This is a genomic window from Kitasatospora acidiphila, from assembly GCF_006636205.1.
Lineage (GTDB): Bacteria > Actinomycetota > Actinomycetes > Streptomycetales > Streptomycetaceae > Kitasatospora > Kitasatospora acidiphila.
Genome location: NZ_VIGB01000003.1, coordinates 305,045 through 321,924 on the forward strand (window position 1 = coordinate 305,045; position 16,880 = coordinate 321,924).

The window sequence follows — 16,880 nt, forward strand, 5'->3', positions numbered from 1 at the left end:
CCGAACCCACCCCGGGACGGTTCACGCTCGCCGCCGGGCCAGCCGGCGGCTCATGAGCATCGTCATCGACCACAGCACCATCTGCTCATGCACGGCGGGCAGCGTCTCGTAGTCGCGCACCAGGCGCCGCGAGCGCATCAGCCGGCTCAGCGTGCGTTCCACCACCCAGCGTCTGGGCAGCACCACGAACCCCGAGACGTCGTCGCTGCGCTTGACGATCTCCAGAGCGAGCCCCAGTTGCTGCTTCGCCCAGCCGACCAGGCGACCCGCGTAGCCGCCGTCGGCCCACACCAGGACGATCCTGCGATAGCGGGCCCGGACACGTTCCAGCAGCGGCATCGCGGCGTCCCGGTCCGTCACGTTCGCCGCGGTGACCATCACGGCCAGCAGCAGCCCCAGGCAGTCGACCACGATGTGCCGCTTGCGCCCCGGCACCTTCTTGGCCCCGTCGTAGCCGCGGGTGGCCGCCGGCACCGTGGCCGCCGCCCGCAGTGACTGCGCGTCGATCACCGCCGCGGTCGGCTCCGGATCGCGGCCAGCCTCCTCGCGGACCAGGCCGCGCAACCGGTCGTGCAGTTCCGCGAGCAAGCCCTTCACACGCCACCGCCGCGCGAAGGCGTAGACGCGGTCCCACGCCGGGAAGTCGCCCGGCATCGCTCGCCAGGTGATGCCGCCCGCCACCAGATAGCGAACAGCGTCCAACATCTGTCGGTGGCAGTACCCCTCCGGCTGCCCGCCGCGCCCCTCCAGCCACAGTGGCACCGGCAGACAGTCGCGCACGAGGGCCCATTCCGCGTCCGTCATGTCCGACGGATAGCGCGGTGCACGTCCAGGGCGATCACCCGCGTTCCCGAACCGGTGAGCGAGGCAATCACACGATGGGGCAGCCCAGTTGGACTCCACGCGCACGAGAGCGTAAGACTGCATGAACAGGGCCTCCTGGTGTGCTCCGGCTTCGACAACCATGAGCTGAACTGGAGGCCCTGCCTTCATACGCGCACAAGCGAGAGATCACCCGACAGAGTCGCCACACTCGAACCGATGTCCACCATGATCGGTACGACAACAGCTTCTTAGCTTGGCGTTTAACCTCGCTGGTCACTCGACCGGCTGAGATCCATGGGTTCTGCGGGCACGCGACGCGGCCGTTCTTCACGCTTCGAGATGTCGAGTCACGAAGCACGAGAGAACGGCCGCTGCCTATGAGTCTCCCCGTCCACGCGGCCACAGGCGAGGCATTGGACGTCCTGTCCCGCTTTCGGGTTGAGTTCTACGAATCCCTGTACGCCCGCCCGGACGCGCTCTTCGAGCTCACGGACGCGGTCCTGTGCACGGACGGGCCGGTGAAGACACTGGTCGAGCTGTCGCTCGCGGCAGAGCACCGACGCGGGCACGGCGCCCTGTACCAGGCCCTGGACCGGGGCTGGGCCGAGCCGGCCCGCCTGCGCCGCGCCCTGACCGACTTGCCGCTGCCGAAGGCCGCCGACGGGCGGATCGTCCTGGCCGTCGACGTCAGCAACTGGCTGCGCCCCGACGCCCCCACCAGCAACGAGCGGCTGTTCTGCCATGTCTACGGCCGCGGCGACCGCTCGACGGACCAGTTCGTGCCGGGCTGGCCGTACTCCTTCGTCGCCGCCCTGGAGTCCGGCCGCACCTCCTGGGTCGCGCTGCTGGACGCCGTTCGCCTTGGTCCCGCAGACGACGCCACCGGCGTCACCGCTATTCAACTGCGCGACGTGGTCGGGCGATTGATGGAAAGCAAGCAGTGGCACAACGGCGATCCCGAGATCCTGATCACGATGGACGCCGGCTACGACGTCGCCTACCTCTCCCACGCCCTGGCCGACCTGCCCGTGGTGCTGGTCGGACGCCTGCGCTCGGACCGCGTCATGCTCCGCGACGCCGGCCCCGCCCGCTCCGGCCCGAAGGGCGGCCGGCCCCGCAAGCACGGCGGCGTCCTCACCTTCGCCAAGCCCGACACCTGGCACGAACCCGACGTCACCACGGCCACGGACACCACCCGCTACGGCAAGGCCGAGGCGACAGCCTGGGACCGGATGCACCCCAGGCTCGCCCACCGTGGCCCGTGGCTCGACCACGCGGAGGAGGAACTACCCGTCCTGCACGGCACGTTGATCCGCCTGAAAGTCGAGTACCTGCCGGGCGACCGCGAACCGAAGCCGGTCTGGCTGTGGTGCTCGGCCGCCGGCGCGACGGCCGTGGCCGTGGACCGCTGGTGGCAGTCGTTCCTTCGACGCTTCGACCTGGAGCACACGTTCCGGCTGATGAAGCAGACACTCGGTTGGACCGCCCCGAAGGTCCGCCACGCGGATAGTGCCGACCTGTGGACCTGGCTCATCATCGCCGCCCACACCCAGCTCCGCCTCGCCCGACCGCTCGCCGAGGACCTTCGCCGCCCTTGGGAACGCCCGGCCGAGCCGCGCCGTCTCACCCCCGCCCGGGTGAGGCGGGGGTTTCGCAACGTCCGCGCGATGACGGCCCGCCCGGCCGCCGCACCGAAACCGTCCCGTCCCGGACCGGGACGGCCACCCGGCTCGAAGAACAAGCACCGGGCCAAGCGCCACGACGTCGGCAAGACCGTCAAACGGGCCGAGTCGATCAAGGAGCACCAGGCCCAGCGAGGTTAAACGCCAAGCTTAGCTTGGCGTTAACCTCGCTGGTCACTCGACCGGCTGAGATCCATGGGTTCTGCGGGCACGCGACGCGGCCGTTCTTCACGCTTCGAGATGTCGAGTCACGAAGCACGAGAGAACGGCCGCTGCCTATGAGTCTCCCCGTCCACGCGGCCACAGGCGAGGCATTGGACGTCCTGTCCCGCTTTCGGGTTGAGTTCTACGAATCCCTGTACGCCCGCCCGGACGCGCTCTTCGAGCTCACGGACGCGGTCCTGTGCACGGACGGGCCGGTGAAGACACTGGTCGAGCTGTCGCTCGCGGCAGAGCACCGACGCGGGCACGGCGCCCTGTACCAGGCCCTGGACCGGGGCTGGGCCGAGCCGGCCCGCCTGCGCCGCGCCCTGACCGACTTGCCGCTGCCGAAGGCCGCCGACGGGCGGATCGTCCTGGCCGTCGACGTCAGCAACTGGCTGCGCCCCGACGCCCCCACCAGCAACGAGCGGCTGTTCTGCCATGTCTACGGCCGCGGCGACCGCTCGACGGACCAGTTCGTGCCGGGCTGGCCGTACTCCTTCGTCGCCGCCCTGGAGTCCGGCCGCACCTCCTGGGTCGCGCTGCTGGACGCCGTTCGCCTTGGTCCCGCAGACGACGCCACCGGCGTCACCGCTATTCAACTGCGCGACGTGGTCGGGCGATTGATGGAAAGCAAGCAGTGGCACAACGGCGATCCCGAGATCCTGATCACGATGGACGCCGGCTACGACGTCGCCTACCTCTCCCACGCCCTGGCCGACCTGCCCGTGGTGCTGGTCGGACGCCTGCGCTCGGACCGCGTCATGCTCCGCGACGCCGGCCCCGCCCGCTCCGGCCCGAAGGGCGGCCGGCCCCGCAAGCACGGCGGCGTCCTCACCTTCGCCAAGCCCGACACCTGGCACGAACCCGACGTCACCACGGCCACGGACACCACCCGCTACGGCAAGGCCGAGGCGACAGCCTGGGACCGGATGCACCCCAGGCTCGCCCACCGTGGCCCGTGGCTCGACCACGCGGAGGAGGAACTACCCGTCCTGCACGGCACGTTGATCCGCCTGAAAGTCGAGTACCTGCCGGGCGACCGCGAACCGAAGCCGGTCTGGCTGTGGTGCTCGGCCGCCGGCGCGACGGCCGTGGCCGTGGACCGCTGGTGGCAGTCGTTCCTTCGACGCTTCGACCTGGAGCACACGTTCCGGCTGATGAAGCAGACACTCGGTTGGACCGCCCCGAAGGTCCGCCACGCGGATAGTGCCGACCTGTGGACCTGGCTCATCATCGCCGCCCACACCCAGCTCCGCCTCGCCCGACCGCTCGCCGAGGACCTTCGCCGCCCTTGGGAACGCCCGGCCGAGCCGCGCCGTCTCACCCCCGCCCGGGTGAGGCGGGGGTTTCGCAACGTCCGCGCGATGACGGCCCGCCCGGCCGCCGCACCGAAACCGTCCCGTCCCGGACCGGGACGGCCACCCGGCTCGAAGAACAAGCACCGGGCCAAGCGCCACGACGTCGGCAAGACCGTCAAACGGGCCGAGTCGATCAAGGAGCACCAGGCCCAGCGAGGTTAAACGCCAAGCTTAGTCCAGGGGCAGTCCCATGCCTGCCAGAGTACGCACCTCGGTGCGCAACCGTCCGGCACGGGCGGCAGCGTCGATGCTGCGGCCGGGAACGTCGCCAACGACCAGGGCGGTGCGGGCACTGGATAGTTCGATGACGTTCGGATCAAGCTGCCGGCCGAGGTGGTCGTCCAGCACACGTTCTGAGCCCAGAGCCCGCGCGACCACCGGCCGCAGGGAACCGAGTCCGGCCTCGCGTCCGACGCACTTGTCGCCATGACAAGGGATCACAGCAGGTCAGAGCACTATTCAGCCCGTTTGTGGGCACAACGTGAGTGCAGGGATTCACCGCCTGCTGATGCGACCCCTTGACCCCCAGGGCGCACCACCAGGCCCGATCGGTCCAGGGCCTCAAGCGCCTCGCGAACCGTTAAACAGCCCATCACTGGTGTCGGTCCTCACCACTACCCTGGTTCCCATGGCAGAACCTGACGGCCCATCCGAGGCCAGACGCCGAAAGGCGATCGAAGACGAGCTCAACAGGCTCGAAGAGAGCGCCATGTACAGCGCTCAGATGCAGTTCGAGCTCACGAAGCAGTGGCGGGGCGTGAACCTCAGCCTGGGCCTGCCAACTGCCGTCCTAGCGGCCGTCTCAGGCGCCACAGCCCTCGTCTCCACCACCGGCCGCATCCCCGCCGGCATCCTGGCACTCGCCTCGGCAGGGTTCGGCGCCATCCTCACCACCATCAATGCCTCCCACCGGATGAACCAGGCCGCCGCGGCCGCAAACGCCTACCTGGAGATCCAGACCGCCGCTCGGCAGGCCCGGGAGGTGGATCTCCCCGACTGGCCGCTGGACGACGCCCGCAACGCCCTGGCCGAACTCACCGCCCGGCGTGACGAGCAGAACAAGACCGCGGAGCCGCCCAACAAGCGGGCATACAAGCGGGCACAGGCCAATCTCGACAGCGGCGGGCAGACCTACGCTATCGACACCACCCCACCAGCAGAGCGGTAGAGCAGCAATGGCACTCACCGTGTCCCAGGCCTTTCCCATCCTCCTGGATCGCCTCGTTCCGCTAGAGACGGACAGGAAGGCAAAAGCCGACCACCGCGCCAGTGTGGAGGCCTCCTTGCAGGGAGCTGCCTCGTTCAACATCCAGCGCTTCCGTGAGACTGGGTCGTTCACCCACGGGACCGGTATCCGCGGGCACTGCGATGTCGATCTGCTGGCCAGCATCGGCGGTTCCCGGCCCGGAAGCTCCGACACTGCCCTCGGCTGGGTGAAGAACGCTCTGAGCACTACCTTCTGGAACACCACTGTCGTGATCCGCCGCCCGACAGTGGTCGTGCTGTTCAGCGGCGGCACCGAAACCTGGGAAGTCCTTCCCGCCTTCCGCACTTCCCCAACAGCGGACACGCCGGTCTACGACATCCCGGGAGCATCCAGCGGTTGGATGAGCGCGGCCCCGACCGCGCACCTGGACTACGTCACCGCCGTGAACCAGAAGGCCGGCCTCAACAACGGCGCGAAGAAGCTGGCCCGCCTTGCCAAGGCCTGGAAGTACTACAACGCCGTCCCGGTCTCCTCCTTCTACCTGGAGATGCGCGCCGCCGAGTACATGGATGTGCAGACGTACTTCGACCCAGCGACCGACCTCTGCAGGTTCCTGGAATGGCTAAACAAGATCAAGCTGGCACAAATGAACGACCCCACCGGGAAGGCAAGCCGGTTTTCCCCCTGCTCCAGCGACGCCACGTACGCCACCGCGCTGTCCAACCTCAACACGGCCGCCACACGAGCTAGGAAGGCCCTCAACGCCCAGGAAGCAGGGAGCCAGTCGAATGCCTTCGAGTGGTGGAACCTGGTCTTCAACGGGCGGTTCCCCAGTCGCTGACCTCAACGTTCCGCACCACCAGGCCTCCCCGGTTCACCTCTGCCGCAAGCGGAGCCCGGCCCCACCGGTAACCTGAGCGGTGCCGCGCAGCGGCCGAGGACCACGCCGCCTGCGAGACCCACATCAGCCGCACACCGTGGAGCAGCACTCCGTGATCAGCCGCGAGGAGATCGACGCGAAGAGCGCCGAGCTCGGTGTCGACCCGTCCCACGTGCAGCAGGATTACGTCGCCGGCTGGGTCCTCGCCGGGCTCTACGGCGAGAGCCCGCTCGGCCGGGAACTGGTCCTCAAGGGCGGCAATGCCCTGCGCAAGGGCTACTTCGGCGCCACGAGGTTCTCCGAGGACCTGGACTTCGCCATCACCGAGCGCGTCAATCCGGCGGTCTTCCTTGACGCGCTCAACGACATCGGCAGGATGGCGCAGGCCAGGACCGGTGTGCAGTTCCACCTGGACCACACCGCGCAGATCGGCCGGGAGCGCATCAAGGGGGCGCAGACCGTCTACACCTTCGGAATGTCCTTCACCGACTTCTACGGCCACACCGAGACTTTGCCAGTGAGCCTGCACATGGACGTCACCGAGCTGACCCGCCTGCACCTGTCGCCGCAGTCCCGCAGGCTCATCCACCCCTACAGCGACCGCGCGGACTGCACTGCCGATCTGACGGTCATGCACCTGGACGAAGTCCTGGCCGACAAGCTCAAGTGCCTCTTGCAGCGCCAGTCCATCCGCGACCTGTTCGACCTGTCCCACTCCATCTTGTTCAACGACGAGATTCCGATCGACCGGAACAGCGTAGTCTCCACGTTCCTCAGGAAGACCATCTTCTCCCCCAGCCCCGCCGCGGCCCTGAACCTGCTGGCGGCGATCCCCTTCGAGGGCATGCAGAGCCAGTGGGACGACAGCATCGTCTGCAGCCGCGAGACCCGACAGGACTTCACCGACACCGTCACCCGCTGGAAGGACGAGCTGCGGCAGCTGTTCGCCGACTTCCGTCTCGGCGAACAGGGTCAGCTGGCGTTCTTCCCCGCCCGCCTGCGCACACCCATCATGGATGCCGGCGCCCGGCGCAAGCTCCTACGCCTGACCTACGCAGGGAGCACCCGCCTGGTCGAGCCGTACGCCCTACGGTTCAAGCGCCGCAGCGACGGCATCGGCCAGGAGTACCTCTACGTCTGGGACCGCACCGGTGGGAGCAGCGGTCCCGGCATCAAGTCGCTGTTCAACTACCGCATCGACGACCTGGCCATCACCGACGAACCCTTCGAGCCGAGGTACGAGATCGAACTCGCCAAAGCTGGCGAGCTCAGCGAACGCCCCACCTTCAGCCAGGGCCCCAGGCATCGGACACACACCCGCACCGCAACCCGCCGCCCCCGACGACGCTGAGCTCCGCCCGTACCAAGCAGACCCGTCACGACACATCCAACCGCCGGACCGCCCAACCCGGCGAACCTATGTGGTCACAGCACTAGCCAAGTCAGGTGAGTGCGAAGGGCTCACTCCGAAGGGCAAGCACACCCTCGACGTGTTCGGCTTGAACACACGCGCTGAACTGGTCCGCAGTCGGCGAGCCACCTTCGTCGAGGCCAGATCCATGCTCCGGGACTGGGCCCATTGTGGCGATCAGGACGAGGCGAACGAGATCGCGGACGCCCTGACCTCGCTACGCCACGCGGACGTCCTGGCCACCATGATCGGGCTCGCCCACCCGTGAGGCACGGCCGCGAGCTCAGTGCTGGGGACCGAGCTCGCGGCCGTGATCTTGGAGTTCGTTGGCGGGCCGGGGGTCTGAAAGCACGTCCCCTGGGGAGCCAGCGTTGGAGGCGGCACCGCACACCCGCTCAGGCCCACCTCGGGTACTGCTCACTCCGGATCGACCACAGCGCCTGAAACAGATTCCTGTGCCTGCTCGAGAACGCCTGCAAGTCCCGCGACCTGGCCTAGCAGGACCTGGAGCTCAGCGGTGATATCGGCGATGAGGGTTTGCGGGTCCGGCAGCTTTGAGGGGTCCTCCAAGCTGTCGTCCGCAAGCCATGAGATATCGAGGTTGACCTTGTCTCGCGCGATCAGCTCGTCGTAAGTGAAGGGCTTGAATCGTTCACTCTCCACGCGCTGGTGTCGCGCACCTGGGCAGTATGCATCAACAAACGGCTGGAGGTGCTCCCGGGCGAGCTGTCGGGTCTTCATCGTGAAGCGCTCACCGGTGCGAAAGTCGTAGACCCAGGTCTCGCGTGTCCAGGGGCGTTTGGCACCTGGCTTCTTGTCGAAGAAGAGTACGTTCGCCTTGACGCCGCCGGCGTAGAAGATCCCGGTGGGGAGTCGGAGAATCGTATGCAGGTCGCAGGTGTCGAGCAGCTTCTGCCGGATCTTCTCTCCTGCCCCACCCTCGAACAGCACGTTGTCGGGAAGGACGACGGCGGCGCTGCCGTTGTTTTCCAGGATCGTATGGATGTGCTGGAGGAAGTTGAGCTGCTTGTTGCTTGTCTCGGCCCAGAAGTCAGTGCGCGCGGTTGTATAGCGCTCGCGCTCCGTATCCCCTTCGTCATTGATGACGAGGTTGGTGGATTTGCGGCCGAAGGGCGGATTGGCCAGGACCATGGACCAGCGCTCGCCAGGATCCTTCTTGAGGCTATCGCCCGTGCGGATAGGGCTGGGCGCAGTCGGGGAGCCAATCCCATGCAGCAACATGTTCATTGCTGCCAGACGCACCGTGTCGTCGACCAGCTCGAAGCCCGTAACGAGGCCGTCGCGAGCATGCTTGCGCTGGTCTGGATCGAGCTGATGCTTAGTCACGACGTACTCGTGCGCGGCGAGCAGGAATCCGCCGGTACCAGCAGACGGGTCAACCACGGTGTCGTCCGGACCGGGCTGCATCACGTCGACGATGGCTCGGATCAGAGCGCGCGGGGTGAAGTACTGCCCCGCTCCAGCACCGCCATCAGCAACGCCTCTGTCCAGGAGACCCTCGTAGGCGTCACCCTTGACGTCAACGTCCAGGCTCGACCAGTTCTCTTGGTTGATCAGCGTATGGATCAGGTGCGTGAGTCGCGCAGAGTTCTGGATCTTGTTCTGCGACTTCCGGAAGATCTGGCCAAGCATGCCGTCCTGGGTAGCCAGTTCGCGCAGGATGTGGCTGTAGTGGTTCTCGAGGTCCTCGCCCGTACGAGCGAGGAGGCTCTGCCAGTCCATGCTGTCTGGAACGGGCGAGGGTCGATTCCAGGGTGCGCGCGTCTGCTCGTCACTCATCTTGAGGAATAGCAGGAGGGTCAGCTGCTGAACGTAGTCGAGTGTGGAGACGCCGTCATCACGCAGCACATGACAGAAAGCCCAGAGCTTATTTACCAGATCTCGCGGGCTGTTCACGCCAGCTCCTTATTGCTTGCTTCTTTCGCAGTCACGTTGCGCTTCTTCACTGCCCGAGTGCGGGGCCTCGTAGCGGCGTTGGTCGTCGATTCGGCACGCAGCCTTGCAAGAAGCTCATCTGCCGACTCGTCGCTCGGATTCTGTGGCACGACTCGACCGGTCACTGCTGCCTGCAGCAGGGACTTCTTCGCCCCATCCAGCTTCCTCAGCAGCTGCCTGGCACTGTCGATGATCCTGTCCGCGTGCGCAGTAGTCTCGGAGATGTACTCGGTCAGTCCAGTTTGAACATCGAGCGGCGGTACAGGGACTGGGAGTTCCTTCAGTGTCCGCAGGCTAAGCGACGCCAGGTTCGTCGTCTGCTTGCCGCGAAGCTCGAACCACGACCGGCCCCAGGTGTTGCCAAACCAGGAGAGGAGCTTCGGCTCCAGCACGCCCGGCTTCAGCCGAGCTCGAAACACATGGTTCTGATGGATGCAATCATCGATCTGCCCGTCCCAAACCCAACCCCGGCCGAGCTTGTCGCGGTCTCCACCTTCGTTCATCAGCACATCGCCCCGCTCGAGACGCAGAGCTTTCAGCTTCTCAGGCGTGACGCGGATTGTGGCAACGTGATCGAGTTGCAAATGGCCGCGTTGCACGTTGGCAACCCGGAGGTAGGGCACCTCTATCATGCCCTCGGCGCCCTGCTTCTTAGTGTCCTTAGTCACGCCTCCGCTAACGTCGGCCAAATCACCAAGTCGCACCCAGCACCACGATGGAGGAAGTTCTGGCAGATCGGCAGGTGGGGCTGCGATTGGGAAGATGCCGGCTTCCTCCAGGATATCGTGCGCGGAGGATGAGCCTTGCAGTCTAACTGACCCAACAACAGCAGACTGGATCAGTCCTTCCCGGAGCGCCTCGGCCAGTCGGAGCGACCGCTCAGCAGACTGACGGGCTCGGGCAAGGTACTCCCACGCCTCGTCCAGGGCGTCGCTGATGCGCTGTTGCTCGGCAAGAGGAGGCACCGGGAACTCGACATGCTTCAGCCGGGTCATGGAGAGGTGAGCAATGTTCGTCGTGATCCGCGACTCGCGGCGGAACCGCCCGTTGTGCATGTATGCCCGGAAGACAGTCAGGGCCCATTCTGGCAGAACGCCAGCGTGTGCCTGGAATCGGATCAGACTGTTGGTGAAACAGGCGTCTGCAGGCTCACCGCGGTAGATCGCTGGGCGGCCCAGCAGCTCCGGTGACTGGCCCTCGTTGAGAAGGACGTCACCAGGCTGAAGTTGATACGCCTCGAACTCTTCAGGGTCGAAATTCATCGACATGACGTCGCGCGTGTCGATCCGGTCTTCGAAAACGTTAGCAACTCGCAGATAGGGGCGCATATTCGGTCCGGCGTGATAGCGAGGTGCTCGCTGGCGCCCCAGCTGTAGACGCCCTACTTCCGCAACTGTCGCCCAGGCCCACCCGGCCGGAAGCTGTTCATTGGTCATGCCACGAGAACCTGGTTGAGCTCCTCAAGGAGCGGTTGAAGCTGGTTGCCGAACACGCCGTATGCCTTTCCGAGACCGCCGTGAAGCGCGGACTCACCTTCGTCGAGATCGTCGAGAGTAACCTCCAGCGAGGCCGCAATGATGTCAGCGATCCGGTGGAGCCACTCCAGCTGCACCTTGGTGAAGGTGCGGCCGGCCTGCTGCTGGGTCAGAAGCCACCCCGCGAGTCGCTCATCGACGGTGGAACGGTAGGGGACCAGTTCGTTCTCCTGCGCGAGGGCATAGCGGATGAGGCTCACGAGATCGGTCCGCGCCTCCCCACCGGAGCCGCGAACCTTACTGCGGTCGAGCTGCTCGTAAGCCTCCCACAGCTGCTTCGGAGTCCATTGGTGCGGGGGCCTCGCGATCTCCGTCGCGAGCTTGCGGATGTCCGAGAAGGTGACACGCCGCTTGTAGGGAACTTCGTAGAGGGCTTGGATCGCCTCTATCTCGTGGCGGTTGGTGTCAAGGAACGCGCGGAAGTCCTGTGCCGTCTGTTGTGCTCGTACACTCGGGTCTGTCACTGGACCAGCCTCAAGAAGTTCGTCTTGGCTGACCTCGTCTATGGTGCGCTCGGTATTGCGCTTGCGAGCGAGGACCGTGCGAAGTTCGGGGTTGGCCATCAACGGCTGCAGCGCTTCCTCGACCCGCGCCTGGCGAGCAGCTATAACTTCGGCTTCGCTGGGTTCTCCGTCCTGGCCGGCCGCGGCCCGCGCCTTCGAAGCCGCATCCAAGGCGGCATCGGGGTCCACAGAAGCCACCAGGGCGCCAGCAAGAGTTGACAGGCTGATGCCGGCTGACTCAGCAACCTCAGCGAGTTCCGGTGCAGAGAGCGTCTTGGCCAGTCGTGTCAGGCGCGACCCGATGGTGGAGGCGAGGTCGGGTGTGGCCGCCCCTTCCGCGACGCGCTGCAAGAGCTTGTCGAGGCCCACCGACTTGGGCGTCTTGTCCAGCGGCGCGGTTTCGTTGAGCGCCGTGGTGGTCACGCCGACTGCGTCCACGATGACGAAGTGAGTCTTGGTGCGAGCATCCGGGGTCACTTGCTGGAAATCCACGTCATTGATGACGCGCACACCCCGACCCTTCATCTGTTCAAAGAAATTGCGGCTCTTCACTTCACGCAGAAAGAAGACGCATTCCAGGGGCTTGATGTCAGTACCAGTGGCAATCATGTCCACAGTCACGGCGATGCGCGGCCAATATGACGTGCGGAAATCGCTCAACAGCTCCTCAGGCTTCGCGCCTGTGGTCTTGTATGTGATCTTTACTGCGAATCGATTCTCTTCGTTGAACTCTTCCCGCAACATCTGCACGATGCGATCTGCATGGCCGTCGTCCTTAGCGAAGATAAGTGTCTTCGGCACTTCGGTGCGGCCCGGGAAAATCTCGGTGAACAATCGCTCTCGAAATGTGCGGATCACAGTCCGGAGTTGGTCTGGGGCCACCACGGAGCGGTCTAGCGCAGAGGCGCTATAGATGAGGTCGTCCTCGAGTACAGCCTGCCGAGTGCGCCCCGTCAGCCGATCTTTGAAGGTTACAACAGTCTCACCATCGGCCTCCACCGTTGAACCGTTCTCGCCAATCCTGGTGCGGATTCGATAGACGTCGAAGTCGACGTTCACGCGGTCCTTGACAGCACGTTCATGGGTGTAGGAGAAGACGAGGTTCTGCTTGAAGAACCCATAGGTTTGCTTGCTCGGTGTGGCCGTGAGACCGATAAGATGCGCGTCGAAGTAGTCGAGGGCCTGCCGCCAAACGCCATAGATCGAGCGGTGGCATTCGTCAACGATCACGACGTCAAATGCCTCGATCGGGAGAGCAGCGTTGTATCCGAACTCGGCTACCTGCCGCGGTGCTTCCTCCTCCAGCGAGCTCTCCTCGACCTTCGGATCGAGTTCGGGTTCGTCGCGCAACATGGAGTGCAGTCGCTGGATGGTGGTGATGACCACGTTGCTCGCCGGGTTGACCGTGTTCGTGGTGAGGTGCTGCACGTTGTACAGCTCAGTGAAGAGCCGTCCGGTGTCAGGGGTAGCGAACGCCTCGAACTCGCTCAGAGTCTGACGACCAAGGTTGCCTCTGTCGACCAGGAACAAGATCCGCTTCGCTCCGCCGAACTTCAGCAGCCGGTAGGACAGTGACGCTGCAGCGTACGTCTTTCCTGAGCCGGTGGCCATCTGGACGAGGGCTCGCGGCTTGTCTTGAGCGAGGGACTCCTCGATCTGGCCGATCGCCTCATACTGCGCCAGGCGCAGGCCCTTGGGATTCACAGGAGGCATCGACCCCAGCCCGCGCCGGAAGGTCCCAGGGCCCTCCCCTCGGGTGAACAGCTCGTTCTGACGCAGAAGTTCAAGGAGGTGCTCAGGGCGATGGAAGGTATGCACCTCTCGGGACCGCGGCTTCGGGTCGAGGAGAGAGGTAAACCGTGTCTCAATGCCTGTGGACTCGTAGACAAACGGTAACGGCCTGCGGACCGCTGGCACAGAGTCAGGCAGACCATCGGCGTAGCGCCCGGACTGCGGCTCCACGCCGGTCAGCGTCTGCCCCTCCCTCTTCGCCTCTAGTACACCAACGACCTTCCGATCGACATAGAGCAGGTAGTCCGCACGGCCGTACCCCTTCTTCAGGGGGAACTCGCGCACAGCGACACCCAACCCAGCCGACAAGTTGATGGCCTTGTGATCTTGCACCTCCCACCCGCAGGCACGCAGCTGCTTGTCGATCTCCAGACGCGCTCGCTCTTCCGGTGTCAGGTACTCCGCCGCCCCCACCTCGTCGGACATCTGTCCCCTCCGTGTCCTCGTCCTACCTACGGCGCCACGCGAATCACAATGTGCCTACGCTACCGGTCTTGACTGACAGCCGACTGCGGGATGGCTCCTCATCGAGCTGAAGGGCGAGGCCCGCTCCAAGGCCGAGTACGTGGTCGGTGACCGTCGCACACGGCAGGTCCTCGATCAACGGTCCGGTCCCTGCGGCCGTCATAGGTCGGCGGATGGCCGAGCCGAGGGCGGAAACCAGACAGATCTCGCACGGACACGCCACCGGCCCAACGCTTGATCGGCCTGGATGCCCCGCGCTCAGCCGACCAGGCCTTGCACGGATTGCGAGGCGATATACAGCTTTTGCCTGCTATGCGTGTGCCCGTAAGGCCATCGCACGGGATTTGGCCGCGTGGCCGAAGTCAGACCCAAGAGAGGTCTGCGCGGCATTGACGATGCATCAGCTCCTCTATCTTCGGTGACGTCCGCAGGTCGACGGGCAAGGTTATTGACCAGCAGACATCAGACGAGCATGTCCCGCCAGCTCGTATCTGCTCCTGCGGCAATCCCACCGTCCCTCGCGCGCACTTCCTACGGCACCGCACTAGGGCCGGCGGGTTAGTACCCACAAGCGCAAGTCAAGGAGGTACCTGTGATGACTATTGCTCAAGGTCCCGAAGGGGGCGAAGACCGCCCAGCAACCGTCCCCGTGCTCCGGGCCCGCCTGCTGCGGCTTACCGGACGGGTCCTGCAGCCTGAGCTGCCGGAGGTGGTGATGGCCACGTTGGCCTGCGGGGCGATTCGCGGGTATACGGCCCCCAGGTCATGTTCCTGATCGGCGAAGTGACTGTGGCTGTGCTCGCCGCAGGCTACATCCGCCGTCGGGTGTGATGCGAGAGATGCCCTGCCGACCACCTGCCTCCCGGATTCCTCCGAGAGGCAGGGTGCAGAGAGACCATGAGTGCTTCCGGACCAGTCGCACGTCCCCGCGCCGAGCAGGCGCCGCCACTGGGCACACCTGCGGTTCGGTGCGGCTGTAGGGCGGGCGGGGAGTTTCATCCGGAATACAACCTGCTCTTTCCCGATTGGTCGTCCTGTACTGATCGCAGAGCGGATCCGGGTGACAGATCTGAAGTTGTTTCGCACCGGCGCCAACGGCAGCGACATCGAGCTGCACGGCTCAACGGTGGCGCTGGAGGTAGAGCTGCAGCGAAGGGTCGAGGCGAGCATGGAGGCGATGCTCGGCATCCGCTTCGTCGCCTCGGAGTACCCGACCGGGCCGTGGCACCGGGGGCGGATCGGCTCGCTCGGGCTCGACGAGAACGGCACCCCGGTGATCCTCGAGTACAAGAAGGGCAGCGACCACGGGGTGGTAACGCAGGCGGTCTCGTACCTGTCCTGGCTCAAGAGCAGCCGCCACGAGTTCCAGGCTCTCGTGCGGGAGAAGCTTGGCGCCGAGGCGGCCGAGAGCATCGACTGGCGCAACAACCCTCGGGTGGTCTGCATCGCCGCCGACTTCTTCCGGCACGACCGGACCGCGATCCACCTCATGGGTCAGCGCATCGACCTGGTGCGGTACCGGGTCTTCGAGGGCGGCCTGCTGAGTCTGCTCCTGGTGGAGTCGGCTCCGGGCACCGCCGCATCGGCTATCGAGCGCGCTGGCGGATCTCCGGCGGAGGCGTCGAACTCGGCGGAGACGGTCCTGGCTGAGCCGCCGGCGCCGCTGCGTGCTCTCTACGAGGAGCTGTGCGAGGCTCTGACCAGGTCCGGAGACGTCGAGGTGGAGGCGAAGTTCGCCATCCACCCGATCCCGGCTGGGGTGGACAGCGTGCTGAACGCCCTTCTGGCCCTGGTACCGCTCCTGCTGATCTCCGTCGGGAGCACCCGGCCGACCTATCCGAAGGCCCGAGCGACCGTTCGGTACCACCACTTCCTCATCAGGCTTCACCCCCTCTGGGAGCACCTGAGCGAAGCCGCACCCCAGATCCGGTACGGCCGCGCCCAGCATTCGCTCCGCGATGTTCTCGACCCGCGCGGCGTCCGTGACCGCCTGTACCGACGGACCATCGAAATCCGCGACGCCATCCTCATCCTGAACGGCGACGCCCCGATCTCGGTCCGCCTGGCCGCGGCCGACTTCGTCGACGACGCCGGACTCACGGGCCCGACTGCCACAACGGCAGCCGAGGCCTGCTGGCTGCGCGCCGTACGGGAAGCCCACACCGCGGGAGTTGCCCGCGCCGGAAGCCCTGAGGCCCCAGCCCAGGCCGGCGCCGACCTCGCAACAGAAGCAGACCTGCTGCTCAAGCTGTCCGACGCCTACTTCTCCGACCTCGCCACCGAATTCGCCCAGGCCCACCTGGAGCGACTGAACATCGCCGTCTCCGGAGCCACCTCATGACGTTCGCACCGCCCGCGCCGCCCGCCTTCTCCGACTGCACTCCAAGGCAGAAGGCTGCGAAGATCATCACGGACGTCCTCGCGCCGGCCAACCTGGTGATCGCCCTACTCCTCCTCGGCTGGCACAGCACCCACTCCTGGACCGGGCTGGGCTGGGGTGTGCTGGGGGCGTTGTTCTGCGGCGTCATCCCGATCAGCATCATCTTGCTCGGCGTGAAGCGCGGAGGACTCACCGACAAGCACATCCGGGTGCGACGACAGCGAATAATCCCCATGGCCCTGAGCATGATCTCCGTCGCCACCGGGATCACCCTGCTCTACGCCCTCGGCGCCCCGGCCGAGGTCTCCGCCCTGGTGGTCGCGATGCTCGTCGGGCTCGTGTCCTCCCTGCTCGTCACCACCGGATGGCAGATCTCCATCCACAACTCCGTCGCAGGCGGCACCGCCATGATCCTCCTGCTCGCCTTCGGCCCGGTGATGCTCCCCGCCATCCTCGGCGCCGCCGCCATCGGCTGGTCGCGCATCGTCCTCAAGGCCCACACCATCGCCCAGATCCTCGCTGGCACGGCCCTGGGCAGCACAGCAGCACTGACGTTCGTCCTTCTGCGCTGAGCAAGTTCACCGCGTCTCAACGAAGCCAGCGTGGAGTCGGATTCGAAATCGGCTGCCGAGGACAAGCGGCAACTGCGGACAACTGATCTGACAGCCAGTGCCTCCAAAGGT

At 65.8% G+C, this 16,880-nt stretch carries 13 protein-coding genes; 8 read left to right on the forward strand and 5 right to left on the reverse strand.

The window, feature by feature from the left end; all coding sequences use genetic code 11:
• Positions 1–21 precede the first annotated feature (21 nt).
• Entirely contained in the window at positions 22–804 is a 783-nt protein-coding gene (locus E6W39_RS02500; RefSeq protein WP_141632047.1) for an IS5 family transposase, read from the reverse strand.
• Between the two features lie 398 nt (positions 805–1,202).
• Between E6W39_RS02500 and E6W39_RS02505 the strand changes: the two genes are divergently transcribed.
• Together E6W39_RS02505 and E6W39_RS02510 are read left to right on the forward strand one after the other, a co-directional pair.
• Positions 1,203–2,648, forward strand: a complete 1,446-nt coding sequence (locus tag E6W39_RS02505; RefSeq protein ID WP_141632048.1) for an NF041680 family putative transposase — start codon at positions 1,203–1,205, stop codon at positions 2,646–2,648.
• Positions 2,649–2,785: 137 nt separating this feature from the next.
• The gene (locus E6W39_RS02510) at positions 2,786–4,231 is read left to right on the forward strand and encodes an NF041680 family putative transposase (RefSeq protein WP_141632048.1); all 1,446 of its coding nucleotides are present in this window, start codon (positions 2,786–2,788) and stop codon (positions 4,229–4,231) included.
• A gap of 9 nt (positions 4,232–4,240) precedes the next feature.
• On the opposite strand, the gene E6W39_RS40855 is transcribed toward E6W39_RS02510, so the two are convergent.
• Positions 4,241–4,417, reverse strand: a complete 177-nt coding sequence (locus E6W39_RS40855; protein WP_323808978.1) for a SpoIIE family protein phosphatase — start codon at positions 4,415–4,417, stop codon at positions 4,241–4,243.
• Positions 4,418–4,697: 280 nt separating this feature from the next.
• On the opposite strand from E6W39_RS40855, the gene E6W39_RS02520 reads away from it, so the two are divergent.
• From E6W39_RS02520 to E6W39_RS02535, 4 genes are all read left to right on the forward strand, one after another.
• Complete coding sequence (locus tag E6W39_RS02520; RefSeq protein WP_141632050.1) at positions 4,698–5,237, forward strand: SLATT domain-containing protein; 540 nt, start codon at positions 4,698–4,700, stop codon at positions 5,235–5,237.
• A 7-nt stretch (positions 5,238–5,244) separates the two neighbouring features.
• Positions 5,245–6,117, forward strand: a complete 873-nt coding sequence (locus tag E6W39_RS02525) for an SMODS domain-containing nucleotidyltransferase (RefSeq protein ID WP_181799057.1) — start codon at positions 5,245–5,247, stop codon at positions 6,115–6,117.
• Positions 6,118–6,253: 136 nt separating this feature from the next.
• Positions 6,254–7,507, forward strand: a complete 1,254-nt coding sequence (locus E6W39_RS02530) for a nucleotidyl transferase AbiEii/AbiGii toxin family protein (protein ID WP_181799058.1) — start codon at positions 6,254–6,256, stop codon at positions 7,505–7,507.
• A 139-nt stretch (positions 7,508–7,646) separates the two neighbouring features.
• Positions 7,647–7,835, forward strand: a complete 189-nt coding sequence (locus E6W39_RS02535) for a hypothetical protein (protein WP_141632052.1) — start codon at positions 7,647–7,649, stop codon at positions 7,833–7,835.
• A 149-nt stretch (positions 7,836–7,984) separates the two neighbouring features.
• Here E6W39_RS02535 and E6W39_RS02540 read toward each other — a convergent pair whose 3' ends face one another.
• The 3 genes from E6W39_RS02540 to E6W39_RS02550 are packed head-to-tail and all read right to left on the reverse strand — an operon-like array spanning position 7,985 to position 13,778.
• Positions 7,985–9,484 (reverse strand): class I SAM-dependent DNA methyltransferase, encoded by a 1,500-nt coding sequence (locus E6W39_RS02540; protein ID WP_141632053.1) that lies wholly within the window; start codon positions 9,482–9,484, stop codon positions 7,985–7,987.
• Positions 9,481–10,959, reverse strand: a complete 1,479-nt coding sequence (locus tag E6W39_RS02545; RefSeq protein ID WP_141632054.1) for a restriction endonuclease subunit S — start codon at positions 10,957–10,959, stop codon at positions 9,481–9,483. Before E6W39_RS02545 ends, E6W39_RS02540 begins: the two co-directional genes overlap by 4 nt.
• Positions 10,956–13,778, reverse strand: a complete 2,823-nt coding sequence (locus tag E6W39_RS02550) for a type I restriction endonuclease subunit R (RefSeq protein WP_141632055.1) — start codon at positions 13,776–13,778, stop codon at positions 10,956–10,958. The genes E6W39_RS02545 and E6W39_RS02550 overlap by 4 nt, the downstream gene beginning before the upstream one ends.
• Positions 13,779–14,718: 940 nt before the next feature.
• Here E6W39_RS02550 and E6W39_RS02555 point away from each other — a divergent pair.
• Both E6W39_RS02555 and E6W39_RS02560 read left to right on the forward strand, forming a co-directional pair.
• The gene (locus E6W39_RS02555) at positions 14,719–16,158 is read left to right on the forward strand and encodes a DUF6545 domain-containing protein (protein ID WP_141632056.1); all 1,440 of its coding nucleotides are present in this window, start codon (positions 14,719–14,721) and stop codon (positions 16,156–16,158) included.
• Complete coding sequence (locus E6W39_RS02560; RefSeq protein WP_141632057.1) at positions 16,155–16,769, forward strand: hypothetical protein; 615 nt, start codon at positions 16,155–16,157, stop codon at positions 16,767–16,769. The genes E6W39_RS02555 and E6W39_RS02560 overlap by 4 nt, the downstream gene beginning before the upstream one ends.
• Positions 16,770–16,880: the final 111 nt, after the last annotated feature.